Source organism: Clostridium sp. chh4-2 (genome assembly GCF_002899675.1).
Taxonomy (GTDB): domain Bacteria; phylum Bacillota; class Clostridia; order Lachnospirales; family Lachnospiraceae; genus CHH4-2.
In genome coordinates, this window is the sequence record NZ_PKUU01000025.1 from 17881 (window position 1) to 30600 (window position 12720).

13 protein-coding genes are annotated in these 12720 nt (G+C 47.1%); 9 read left to right on the forward strand and 4 right to left on the reverse strand.

Annotated elements, in window-relative coordinates; all coding sequences use genetic code 11:
- Positions 1-8: 8 nt before the first annotated feature.
- Together C0033_RS21530 and C0033_RS21535 are read right to left on the reverse strand one after the other, a co-directional pair.
- Positions 9-902, reverse strand: a complete 894-nt coding sequence (locus C0033_RS21530; protein ID WP_103229982.1) for a LysR family transcriptional regulator — start codon at positions 900-902, stop codon at positions 9-11.
- A 60-nt stretch (positions 903-962) separates the two neighbouring features.
- Complete coding sequence (locus C0033_RS21535; RefSeq protein WP_103229983.1) at positions 963-1964, reverse strand: LysR family transcriptional regulator; 1002 nt, start codon at positions 1962-1964, stop codon at positions 963-965.
- A 231-nt stretch (positions 1965-2195) separates the two neighbouring features.
- On the opposite strand from C0033_RS21535, the gene C0033_RS21540 reads away from it, so the two are divergent.
- The 8 genes from C0033_RS21540 (at position 2196) to C0033_RS21575 (ending at position 9889) form a co-directional block, all read left to right on the forward strand.
- Positions 2196-3296, forward strand: coding sequence for a tripartite tricarboxylate transporter substrate binding protein (locus tag C0033_RS21540; protein ID WP_103229984.1), 1101 nt, complete (start codon positions 2196-2198; stop codon positions 3294-3296).
- A 38-nt stretch (positions 3297-3334) separates the two neighbouring features.
- Positions 3335-3796 (forward strand): tripartite tricarboxylate transporter TctB family protein, encoded by a 462-nt coding sequence (locus C0033_RS21545; protein ID WP_103229985.1) that lies wholly within the window; start codon positions 3335-3337, stop codon positions 3794-3796.
- Between the two features lie 15 nt (positions 3797-3811).
- Complete coding sequence (locus C0033_RS21550; RefSeq protein ID WP_103229986.1) at positions 3812-5305, forward strand: tripartite tricarboxylate transporter permease; 1494 nt, start codon at positions 3812-3814, stop codon at positions 5303-5305.
- Positions 5306-5326: 21 nt separating this feature from the next.
- A complete protein-coding gene (locus C0033_RS21555) occupies positions 5327-6256 on the forward strand; it encodes an alpha/beta hydrolase (protein WP_103229987.1) in 930 nt (309 codons plus the stop codon).
- Between the two features lie 168 nt (positions 6257-6424).
- Positions 6425-7330, forward strand: coding sequence for an alpha/beta hydrolase (locus C0033_RS21560; protein ID WP_103229988.1), 906 nt, complete (start codon positions 6425-6427; stop codon positions 7328-7330).
- The gene (locus C0033_RS21565) at positions 7327-7773 is read left to right on the forward strand and encodes a DUF3237 domain-containing protein (protein ID WP_103229989.1); all 447 of its coding nucleotides are present in this window, start codon (positions 7327-7329) and stop codon (positions 7771-7773) included. The genes C0033_RS21560 and C0033_RS21565 overlap by 4 nt, the downstream gene beginning before the upstream one ends.
- Positions 7774-8057: 284 nt before the next feature.
- Positions 8058-8492: a MarR family transcriptional regulator gene (locus C0033_RS21570; RefSeq protein ID WP_103229990.1), complete on the forward strand. Its 435-nt coding sequence runs from the start codon at positions 8058-8060 to the stop codon at positions 8490-8492.
- Positions 8493-8494: 2 nt separating this feature from the next.
- Positions 8495-9889 carry an MATE family efflux transporter gene (locus C0033_RS21575; protein WP_103229991.1) on the forward strand — a complete coding sequence of 465 codons (1395 nt, stop codon included), beginning with the start codon at positions 8495-8497 and terminating at the stop codon, positions 9887-9889.
- Positions 9890-10711: 822 nt separating this feature from the next.
- Here C0033_RS21575 and C0033_RS27695 read toward each other — a convergent pair.
- Positions 10712-10837, reverse strand: a complete 126-nt coding sequence (locus C0033_RS27695) for a hypothetical protein (RefSeq protein ID WP_278320772.1) — start codon at positions 10835-10837, stop codon at positions 10712-10714.
- Between the two features lie 21 nt (positions 10838-10858).
- A complete protein-coding gene (locus tag C0033_RS21585) occupies positions 10859-11821 on the reverse strand; it encodes a LysR family transcriptional regulator (RefSeq protein WP_103229993.1) in 963 nt (320 codons plus the stop codon).
- A 194-nt stretch (positions 11822-12015) separates the two neighbouring features.
- Between C0033_RS21585 and C0033_RS21590 the strand changes: the two genes are divergently transcribed.
- Entirely contained in the window at positions 12016-12696 is a 681-nt protein-coding gene (locus tag C0033_RS21590) for an SGNH/GDSL hydrolase family protein (protein ID WP_180994847.1), read from the forward strand.
- Positions 12697-12720: the final 24 nt, after the last annotated feature.

A 12720-nucleotide genomic window follows, 5' to 3' on the forward strand; every position in this document is an offset into this window, starting at 1 on the left:
TTCCTTTTTTAATTAAATCCACCCAGATACCGGTCGAACAAATTAAGCAGCAGTCTGAGCAGATACTTTACCGGTTCCGATAAAATGATATTCTTTGAATAGGCCGCGGCCACGTAAAAAGGCTGGGGCGGGTCCAGCGGATAGGTATGGAAGGAATCTTCTGCATGAAGTGAGAATTTGGGGATGAAACAGTTGCTCAGCCCTCTGTTTAACATATACCGTTCCGTTGTATAATCATTGGTTTCGCAGAGGATTTTAGGCGTGATCCCCATGGAATTCAGCGCTTTGTCTTCGATATTTCTGGAGTAGGTGTCAGGAGGGTCCAGAATAAAGTAGTCGCCGGCCAGGATGGAATAACCGTCTTTAAACGGATTTTCTTCCTTCAGCGCAGGATGGCCTGCCGGAAGGGCCAGCAATAGTTCATCCTTGCACAGCGGCAGAAATTCCAGGCTTCCATGCTGCAGGGAAGAGGTCAGAACCACCGCAATATCCAGATTGCCCTGAATCAGGGCTTCTTTTGCATCCTGAGAACTGTATTGGCGGGTGGAAATCTCGATATCGGGAAATTCCCGGCGGAATGCGGGCAGGCACTCCACGGCATTGACCGGAGCGTAGCCGAAGCGTATAAAATTCCTGGACGTATAATTCATATTGGTCAGCTGTTTTAAGGCTTCCTGTTTAATGTGAAGAATGGACTGGCCGCCGTTGATGTAGATGCGCCCGGCGTCTGTGAGGGCCAAAGCATTTTTCTCCCGAACGAACAGGGGGGTTTTAAGTTCCGCTTCCAGCTTTTTTAACTGCTGGCTCAGGGCGGGCTGCGAAATGTATAATTTTTCGGCGGCTTTGCTCAGGCTTTTTTCTTCGGAAATTGCGATCATATATTCGATAATCCGTGTATCCATTGGGTATCTCCTGTTTTGACAGATTGCGGTAACAGACAAGGAAAGATGAACTGTTACAAATTATAGGGTAAAGGTGGTGGGTTCGTCTATGAAGTCCGGCAGGCTGAATTCATCCATGATCTGCTTTGCCAAAGGCGTGGGATTCAGCCGGTATCTGGGATGGTTGCAGTCGGAAGCCAGAATGAGGGCGGTCAGATAGCGCTCCTCTTCCCGCAGCTCATGATTTTTCGGAACCATAACGGTGAGGTTCAGATAGTAGCGTGGCCTCAGGGAAAAATAGACGATATGATCCGAGGGTTTCATGGAGGACTTGGGGAGAAGGCATACTCCGGCCCCGCTCTGTATCATGTTAAGCAGAACCAGATTGTTGTTGGATTCATATACAATCGTCGGATTCATCTGATTCTGCTTAAAAATGCTGTCGGACAAGGTGCGTATGGTAGACCCCTTGCCGCCTAAGAGAAAGGGACTGTCCTGAAAATTCCTGATATCAACAGGAGTCAGATGGTCCAGATCTTTGCTGGCGGACGAGGCCAGCTGATGAAAGACCGGCACACAGAGAACGATATCTTCCTCACACGCAGAAATGTGCAGGATATCAGGGCTGTCCAGATCGATACACGTGCCCAGGGCGATATCCACAGTCCGGTCGGTGACCGCCTGCCTGAGTCCGGCCATATAATTTTCTTTAATGGAAATGTTAATGTTGGGGTACCGCTTGCAAAAGAGTGGGAAAATGCGGGCGATGGCGATGGAACCTCTGAGAGGCGTGGCCCCTACCGTAATGGTTTCTTTATATTCTCTGGATAAGGAGCCGATGGTCTGATAGGTCTGCTCTTTAACGGAGACAATTTTTCTCGCAGCTTCCACATAGATCCTTCCGGCGGCTGTGAGAAGAAGCTTTTTTTTATGCCTTAAAAAGAGCTCCGTATGCAGCTCCTTTTCCAAATCGGCCAGATATTTGCTCAGCGCCGGTTGGGAAACTCCTACTTCGGCGGCGGCAGCGGAGAGATTCTCTTTTTCTGCAATTGCTATAATATAAGTGAGTTGACGTGTATTCATAAAATTCCTCTCAAGAAATATAACTTTTGCTTATATAATATATAATTTATAAGTGTTTGTCAATCCTAAAATTGTGTAATATAATCATAAATGACAAGGGGAATCCTACAGAGATACAGACCAATTGTCGGAAAAATGAAAAATAAAGTATAACTATTGATTATCTAAATGACATAATCAATAGTTATAAATGAAAAAAGAAGACTTACCAGTATAGGGAGGAAAAAAGACATGAGAAAGAAAATCAGTATTTTAGCAGCAGCAATTATCACAGCGGCATCATTGGCAGCATGCGGCGGCGGTGCAGCAAAAACCAGCACATCTGCATCTTCACAGGATACAAAGACAGAAGCGGCTAAAACAGAAGCAGCAAAGACAGATGCGGCCAAAACAGAAGCGGCATCGGAAGCAGGATCAGCATCCACGACAGACTGGCCTAAGTCAGCCATTACAGTGAACGTTCCGGCTAAAGCAGGCGGCGGAACCGACTTACAGGTTCGTTATATCACGACTGCATGGCAGAAAACAGTTGGAGCTTCTGTGGCGGTTGTCAACTTTGACAATGCACAGGTTGGTATGGAGACCGGAAGAACTGCTCCGGCGGACGGCTACAGCCTTTTAGCGAACCACAGCGGATGCCTTTGCCAGTATCAGACCGGCGCATCAGAGATCAATCCTGTGGAAGATTATGAAATCGTAGCTGCTATGCAGTATATGGGAGACCAGGCGATTATCGTAGCTCCTGACGCGCCATATAACAATATGACTGAATTTATCGAATATGCAAAAGCTCATCCGGGCGAGGTTTCCTGCGCCATTGCCAACGGAAACTCTTCCCATTTCATCTGGGGACAGATCGCAAAAGCGACAGGCGTTGAGTTTAAGATGGTAGAAGCTGCCAATGAAACAGAGAAACTTACCAATGTGGCAGGCGGATTCATTTCAGCAGGCAATGTAACCTATCAGAACGCAGTGCAGTACGTAGAAGGCGGCAAGGTAAAAGTAATCGGTATGATCAGCCGTGACGGCAAGGACGTGGAAGAAGTTGTGGCAAGAGGGGATAACTGGAAAACACTTCAGTCCCAGGGCGTAGACGCATCATGGGGCTCCAATATCTACGTATTCGCACCAAAGGGAACCGATGCTGCGACCGTAGAGGCCATCAACGCTTCTTTACAGGCAGTTCTGGATGATCCGGACTTTATCGCAGGATGTGAAGCCATGGGCGCTACTCCGGAATGGCATACAGTAGAAGAGAGCAAACAGATGCTGGAAGACGAACAGAAGGCAATTGTGGAAGTTGCAACTTCTCTGGGAATCAATGTGAGATAAAACATTTGTTGTAAGACAGATGAAATGAGGAGGAAAACGTGAAAGTAAGCAAGGATAAGATCGTAAGTGTTGTATTTATACTGCTCAGTATTGCAATTCTTGTACTGACACAACAGGTAAGGATTCTGCCGAATCTGGCAGAACCCGGACCCCGCCTTTTCCCGCAGATTGCGGCGATCGGCATGATTTTGTGCGGTATTGGCATGTTCTTTTCAAAAGATCCGGAATCTGACGGAGGAACCATATATTTAACCAAAGAGGGCTGGAAGCGTTTTGCTGTGGTGATTGCAGTGATGGCGGCTTATATCCTTGGACTGACATTCCTTGGATTCCTGATTGCGACACCGCTTGCAATGCTGGGATTCATCGCTGTCCTCAGAAGCGGAAAACCTGTTTCTAAGATCGCCTCTGTGGTGATCGCTTTGGCAGTGACCGGTATTTTGTATTTTGTATTTGTAAAGCTGTTTGTTATTCCACTGCCTATGGGCAGATTATTTTAGGGGAGGTTACAGAATATGGAAGCATATTTAGGCGCATTAATGACTGTTCTGCAGCCGTCTCATTTACTGATTATATTAGTATGCAGTCTGGCTGGTATTGTATTTGGCGCGATTCCGGGATTATCCGGCGGATTGGGCGTATCGCTGCTTTTACCGCTTACATTTGGCATGGAACCCACTCTTGGTTTTGCCATGCTGATCGGTATGTGGGTCGGCGGCGTGTCGGGTTCCTTTATCGCAGCTACTTTGGTTGGAATTCCGGGATCTCCGGCCTCAATCGCAACCTGCTTTGACGCTTATCCCATGAGTCAGAAGGGGGAGACGGTCAGGGCTTTGAGCATTGGAATTCTGGGTTCTTTTACAGGTACATTTTTCTCTGTCGTTATCGCGACTGTGCTCAGTCCGGTAATTGCGGATCTGGCTTTAAAATTGGGGCCGTGGGAATATTTCTCCCTGTGCTTCTGCGCCATCACACTGGTGGCTTCTCTGTCAAAGGGGAGCATATTCAAAGGCCTGATGGGCGCATTTCTCGGTATCTTTATCGCCACAATCGGTATGGACCCCGTTACAGCCCAAAGGCGTTTTACGTTCGGCAGCATCTGGCTGAGCGCGGGAATCAGCATGGTTCCGCTGATGTTGGGTGTATTTGCCATCAAACAGGTGGCGGTTGATTACGCAAAAGGGCAGCAGGATATGCCCGAAGTGGATACCAAGGGTATTAAGGGAATTGGAATTAAAATAGCGGATATAACCAGCAATATTGTAAATATCATCCGTTCTTTCATGATCGGACTCTGGATCGGATTCCTTCCGGGCATGGGTTCCGGGCTCTCCAACATGGTTGCATATGCACAGGCCAAATCCGGTTCCAAAAAGCCGGAAGAATTTGGAAAAGGCTGTCCTGACGGCATCTGGGCATCGGAAGTTTCCAACAATGCTTCCGTAGGCGGAGCGCTGATCCCCATGATGGCTTTGGGTATTCCGGGAGATTCCACCACGGCGCTTTTGTTATCCGGTCTGATGATTCACGGACTTCAGCCGGGGCCTTTGATGATCGGCGCCAATCCGCAGGTTTCTTATGTGATTTTTGCTGCTACTCTGGTAGCGGCTGTGCTGGTGCTATTCATGCAGCTGTTCGGTATGAGATGGTTCCCTTATCTGTTAAAGGTTCCTTATCATTACCTTTACGGAATCATTTTGGTTATGTGTTTTGTAGGCGGATATACAAGCAGCAATACCATGTTCAATGTTGTGATGATGTTAGTATTTGCAGGTCTTAGTATCCTGATGGATATGGCAAAGATTCCGAGCAGTCCGTTTATTCTGGCGTTTATTTTAGGACCGAAACTGGAGGAATACTTCAGAAAAGGTGTGAGTTACGGCAACAACGGCATTGCAGATTTTGTTTTGAGACCAGTTTCGTTGATCTTTTTGCTGGTTGCAGTGGTGAGCGTTGCATGGCCATACATAAAAGATATGCTGAATAAAAAGAAATCGGCAGCAAATTAATAAAGGACGGAGGTTTTTCAGGTGAAATATTACATTAATCCGGAGCGCCGTAAGCCCACTATTAATTTTGTGGATCACATTGTATATTCTAAAGTGAATGATTTGGAGAGAAATCCTCTGAATCTGGAATTATCCATTATGTCGGCAAGCGGAAACAGTGAATTAAAAGCGGCCATGGCCGATGCGAAGGAGACGGATAAGGTGGGGATACAGCCTGTCATTATCTGGATTTCCGGCGGCGGTTACAGGGGCGTTGACAAGAATCAGATGATCGCGGAGATCGAATATCTGGCGGAATCCGGTTATGCGGTGATCCCCGTGTATTACAGGAGCAGCGCTCAGGGACATTGGCCGGATCAGTTGATTGATGTTAAGACGGCAATCCGTTTTTTACGGGCTCATGCAAAAGAATACCAGCTGGACCCGGACCGTATCGGAATTATGGGAAGAAGCGCCGGCGGCCATCTGGCGGCCATGGCGGCGCTGAATCTGGACGGTTACGATACGGAGGAATGGAAGGGATATTCGTCTAAGGTCCAGGCGGCATATGATATGTTCGGGCCGGTGGACGTGGTGCAGTTAATGAAGCACGACAGGGTGCAGATGGAAAACGACCCCAATTACCGGTGGAAAACGGTGGAAGAAACTCATGCCGGGGCCCTTATGGGAGGCGATCCCGATACCATGCTGGAACGCGCCAAGGATGCCAGCGCCGTTTACCGTTTGGAAGAGGCGGCGGATATGGCTCCTATGCTGATCATGCATGGGGATTCGGACTGGCTGGTTCCTCCGTCCATCAGCATTGAATTCTATCAGAAACTGGTGGAAACAGGGCGTGAGGACAAGGTGGAGCTGTACCTTTTAAAAGGGGCGGGCCACGGCACTCCGGAGTTTTTCCAATATCAGACAAAAGAGATCGTGACCAATTTTTTTGATAAATACTTGCTTTAACAAATATAAGATTTGCCAAGACAGGACTGACGGCAGGCATGCCTGCCGTCAAAAGTAAAGACAACCAGAATCCTTTGATGTGGTTGTCTATTTTTAAATCAAAATTCCTGCAAAATAATGCGAAAGTTCCATATATTTGAATGAAAGGCGGATAAAGGTGGGAGAATTATGACATTTGAAGAGAAGATAAAATTAGCGGAGCAGCTGAGAAGCAGCAGCGTTTTGGAGGCTGAGCTGCCGGAAACATTTGAACAATACCAAAATGAAACCATATGCGAAGAACATTTCGTGAACACGAGAGAAGGGGACACCCGGATCTATATCATCAAAAAGAAAGATAAAAGCGAGAACTGTCCTTTATACATCAACATACACGGCGGCGGCTTTGTGCGCCCGCATATGGACCGGGATATTCTTTTCTGCTCCAGGATTTCCTATGAAGCGGACTGCGTTACCGTAGATGTAGATTATAAGCTGGCGCCGGAATACCCCTATCCAATTGCGTTCAATGAGTGTTATGATATAGTAAAGTGGGCGTTTGAAAACGCAGAATACCTGGGAATCGACCCGTCCAAAGTGGTTGTGGGCGGACACAGCGCAGGCGGTAATCTGACGGCGGCCATTGCCCTGAAAGCCAATGAAACAAAAGATTTTACCATGCGCCTTCAGATTCTGGATTATCCGCCGATGGATTTGTACACCGATCCGATGGAGAAAGAAGGGGCAGACGCATCCTTGATCTCGCCTGAGAGAGCCAGAGCGTTTAACGCCTTATATGCAGGAGATCCGGACATCGCAAAAGATCCCTATGTCTCCCCTGTATTCGCAACCGCGGATATGATGAAAGGCCTGCCGGAAGCGCTGGTGATTACAGCGGGCAAAGACAATTTAAGGTTTGAAGCCGAACAGTATGCATCAAAACTGATCGCCGCCGGAGTAAAGGTAACGGCCAAACGCTATCTGGACTGCCGCCATGGGTTTATGACTCACTGTGTGGATGATTATATGGAAGGCCAAAAATTGTACATAGAAACGATGAAACAGATTTTTACAAAGGAGGAAGAAAATCAATGACAACAAAACTGGACGCTGAACTGATCATGGAACTGAGGGTGGACTGCCCGGAACGGCTGGAAGTGGGCGCAAATGACTGGGGATATTTGAGAGCGATTCTCATAAGCGGAGGAAGCTTCCATGGAAAATTAAACGGTACCGTGGTTCCGGGAGGCGCGGACTGGAATATGGGACACGGCGGGGATTCGGAAGACAGCGTCACTTCGGCTACCGTATTTGCAAAGTATCTGCTGAAAACGGATGACGGCGTGTATATTGCAATTGAAAATCTTGGCTATAAAAGCCGTGTGCATGAAAATTCCGTAATTGCCACTATGCCTACCTTTCATGCGCCGCGCGGCAAGTATGAATGGCTGAATTATGGAGTTTATGTGGCCAGCTTAAATGGATCGGTAAAGGATGGAATCAGAGGCGTGGATATCTGTATCTATAAGATGCTTTAAAGTAAAGGGTGAAGGCATTTTCGAAAAAGCCTTGAGGGTCCATGTAAATTTTGATACAAATGCACCGGGCATCAAAAAGGGCGGCGGATAAAGCAGAAATCCGCCGCCCTTTCTGGTGCCTTTTTCCGCCTTCACACTTTGGTCCCGTATCCTTTTCCATTCGCACCATTGGCTGCCGCTGGCTTATCAATAAAAAACTAGTTGAATATTCAACTAATGTGATGTATAATATCCAAGATAGTTGAGTATGCAACTATTTAAGAGAGGAGTGGGAGTCGAGGAAAATGGAAACGAATTTAAACAAATATGCGTCTATCATTTACCGACAGGCACAGCGTTACTATGACAGAGAGCTTTCAAAATATGGTATTGGCTGCGGACAGCAGTTTTTTTTGCTGCATATCCATTCCAACCAGGGAACCAGCATGTATGACTTGGCCCAGCTGGGTCATTTTGACAAGGGAACTGTGACGAAAGCGGTGCAGAAGCTGGAAGAAGAAGATTATATACGGATCGAGGTAGATGCGAAAGACCGGAGGATACGGCGGCTTTATACCACGGAAAAGGCCGAGGCAGTATTTCAGGCTGTCTACGATATGCGGGTGAAGTGGAATGGGGTTATGACGGAAGGTATGACCGAAGAAGAGGTCAGAACGGCTTCCAGGCTGATGGCCAAGATGGCTGAAAATGTGTATCACTATATGAACGGAGGAATTTGACTTTGAAGACAGACACAATGACGAAACAAAATAATGGAAATCCCCTCGGATATGAAAAGATTGGAAAACTGCTGTTGAGTTTTGCGATCCCATCCATCATATCCTGCCTGGTGAACTCCATTTACAATATTGTAGACCAGATTTTTATCGGCCAGGGCGTAGGATATCTGGGAAATGCGGCCACAACCGTCGTTTTCCCGCTGATGACGATCGTCATGGCCTTTGCTACCCTGATCGGCTCCGGCGGCAGCGCCTATGCATCCATTATGCTTGGGGAGGGAAGATCGGATGAGGCGAAGCTTACATTAAATAACCTGCTGAGCCTTTCCCTGGGAGTGGGCATCATTATCGCCGTATTGGGACTGCTGTTTTTGGAACCTATGCTGATCCGTTTCGGCGCCACAGAAACCGTTCTTCCTTATGCAAAAGATTATGGTTCCATCGTGCTGTTAGGCGTTCCGTTCAGCATTCTGGGAATCGCTCTTTCCAATATGGCCAGAGTGGACGGAAGTCCCAAGATGTCCATGTACGGAATCCTGATCGGAGCCGCTTTGAATACGATTTTAGACCCTATTTACATATTTGTCTTCCATTGGGGTGTAAAAGGTGCTGCAATTGCCACCATAACTTCACAGATCCTTTCCTGTGTAATCCTGTTTATCTATTTCGCCAGAGGCGGACGCCATATGGGATTCTGTAAATCCATGATGAAACCCGTTAAGAGGATTTATAATAAAGCGATTACGCTGGGAGCTTCTTCCGGCATCACCTCTTTGGTGGCCTGTGTGATGCAGGTAGTTATGAATAATTCCCTTGTTTATTACGGCAATCAAAGCGAAGTCGGCGGCGAAGTGGCCCTCTCCGCTATGGGGATTGTCATGAAGATCGTTATGATTCTGGGTTCTTTCTGCATCGGTTTCGGTGTGGGCGCACAGCCGATTCTGGGCTTTAACTACGGCGCAAGAAAATATACCAGAATTAAGAAAGCCTATCAGTCCGCAGTGATTGCAGCAACCATATCCATTATGGTGGGATGGCTGATCTGCCAGACCATGCCGGAACTGATTTTAAGATTGTTCGGCAGTGAAGACGGTAATTTTATGGCATTTGCGGTGAAATGTATGAGAATCTATCTGGGCGGTATCTTCTGTTCCGGCTTCCAGATCGTCTCCACCAACTATTTCCAGGCTACCGGACAGCCCTTAAAAGCGTCAATCCTTTCCATGCTCAGACAGCTGCTTTTGCTGATTCCCCTGCTCCTAATTCTACCCCTGTTCTTCGGCCTGGATGGAATCCTATATGCAGGGCCGGTAGCAGATATCGGATCAGCAGTAATCGTCGCATGCTTCATCATCCCAGAAATGAAAAAGCTAAATCAACACATTAAAGAAAAATAATGTGAGCTGTAAATCTTTATTTAGTTTAGAAAGAAACGCCGGAAAGAAGGGGGAACCTGGGCGGGCGGCGGAAATAATAAGGAATAGAGGATTCGAGTTTCGACCCTAAGAGGTACTAAGGCCGCCAGAAACGGAAAAAGGCAGAGCGGCGCCCATTCGCAGTGAACTCCTGATGACTTCACTGCTCAAGGGGCGCCTCAAATACTGATTCGGAATTCAGTATTTGTCTGCCTTTTTCCGTTTCTGCCGACCAAGTACCTCTAAGGGTCTGCAAACGATCCCCTATTCCTTATGATTTCCGCCGCCCGCCCAGGTTCCCCCTTCTTTCCGGCTGTTGCTTGGCTAGCTGAGGAAAAAAGATTTGATGGATGGGAGAGTAAGTTTTTACATCAACCGTTTAGTCTTTTTCAGAAATGCTTTCACGATTTAATGTAAAGGGTGAGGTCTTTTCGCGAAAAGCCTTCACGTTTAAAGTAAAAACCCGAAGGCCTTTCTGAAAATCCCGTGGCGATCCATGTAAATTGGCTTCTATATAAATACCAATTCAATAACATTGTTTTTAACCAGGCTAGCGAAAACCAGCACGGAATGGGGAGGCGGAGCCGGAAGACGAAGGTCAGAGGGGCTGTCCGGGCCGGGGAAGAAAGATGCAGCCAAATGGGATCGTATGGAACCCCTTTAGAACTACTTAGGCCCGTAAGGGCAGAACGAGGCAGGTAGAAAATGAATTCCAGATCAGTTTCTAAAGCGCCCTTGAGCAGCGAAGTCATCAAGAGTTCACTGCGAATGGCGCTGGCCTGCCTCGTTCTGTCCTTACAGGCCTTAGTAGTTCTTAGGGGCGAATCCCGAATCCCATTTGGCTGCATCTTTCTTCCCCGGCCCGGACAGCCCCTCTGACCTTCGTCTTCCGGCTCCGCCTCCCCGTTTCGTGCGTACCCCCTTCGCCACCCCCGTTAAATAACAATTTAGCTAAAGGCGTTGTATCTTTACGGAAGAAAGGTCTAAGCCGGATCGGGTATTTACATATTTTTTGGTGGTTTCAATCAGCTGTTTGGCTGGGAATGACAGTTCCCGGCCTTTTTTCCATGCTGCGATTAAGGTCCGGTGATAGGGCGGATCATCCAGGGTGCCCAAAAGCGGGGAGTGCAGAAGATTTTTTAAATGGTTTCTGTCCATGGAAGTAATAGAAAAACCAAGGCCTTCCGATGCCAGCACGGCTGCGGTTGATGGATTTACGGTTTCCAAAAGGGTTCTGGGTTTCATACCGTGGCGGTCAAAAATCTGTACGGCAGCCCGGTAAAGTCCCTGTGTTTTGATGGGAGAGACGAAGGGCAGATATTTTAAGTGCTCCGGCTGAATGTGGTAAATGACATCTATGCCGGCAGCGGGAATTTCCTCTCCAAAGATGTCCGGTGAAGGCGGAAGTACGAGGAGCAGTCCCTCGCTTCCTAAAGGCTCATAGTCGATGCCGGGAGTGAGAAGCGGCAGCGGGGTAGCTATGGTGAGATCAACGTTTTCCTGGATTAAGGCTTCCTCCAGCTTCAGACTGGTAGATTCGAAGATCTGGATGTCCACATCTGGATAGGCCGCCGTATAGAGGGGAAGAATCTGTCCTAACCATTTCTTGCTTCTGCTTTCCGGGATTCCGATTCTTAAACGTTCCCTTTTGCATCCCGCTATCTCAGCCATCTCCTGATCCAGCTGGTTTTTCATGGCCATAATATTCCTGACGCCGTCTAAATACCGTTCTCCCGCATAAGTTAAGGAGATGGGCGACTTAGAACGGTCAAAAAGTTTGACACCCAGTCCATCCTCCAGTTTATTGATGCTTTTGGTAAGGGCTAGCTGTGAAATATAACATTTTTCAGCGGCTCTGGAAAAACTTCTGCATTCATCCAGAGCGATTAAATATTCTAATCTTGTAAAATCCATGGGAAAATCCTCCTTATTCTAACGCTCCCCTATGAAATTAAGTTATGGAAAATCGGTTCCGAAAGATATTGGACGATACAAATAAAGTTTACTATAATGATGATAACAATATAGCATATTGATGAAAAACACACAAGTAAAATAAAAACAAATGTAAAAAGTGCACAAATTACATAAAAAAAGGGGGGATTCAGGTGTATCAAAAGCTTTTGCTGTCAGGTATCCGGATTAAGATTATTGGTGACAGCATAACGGCCGGCAGCGGAAGTTCCGATGACAGCAGGTCGGGGCCGGTGATTCTTACAATTAACGGAAAAGAATATAAAGAGCAGATGGGAAAGTTGTGCTGGGCTTCGCTGTTTAGCAGCTATGTCCGGGAATTGTATCCTCAAAGTCAGGTGGTAAACCGTTCCTGCAGCCGTCTCAATTCTACACAGCTGAGAGATAATCTGTCCCAATTTACAGACGAATCCGATCAAGTGATTCTTTTGATGATAGGAGCGAATGACAGGAAGCAGGAAGACGGAAAAGAAGTACTTGGCAGGAATTTAAAATTTATAGCGGAATATTTGAAAAATGAGGGAAAGACAGTAATTCTTATGTCTTATCCGCCTTCCACCGAACAAAACGAAAGCCGTCCGGAACTATTTTTCTATATGAGTGATGTGGACCGGATATTGGAACAGACGGCGGCCGCAGAAGAGATACGCTTTATCAGTCATTATAACAGGTTGTTGAACTATTATAAGGAAAACAGCTTGACCGTAGAAGAGATGATGATGTCAGGGAAAGGAGTCCGTGACGGGCTGCATCCGCCGGACAGAGTTCATCGTCTGATCTTTGAACAGGTAGTTAGGGAAGTAGAAACTTTATAAAAATCAGAGAGGAGGAGCGGCATC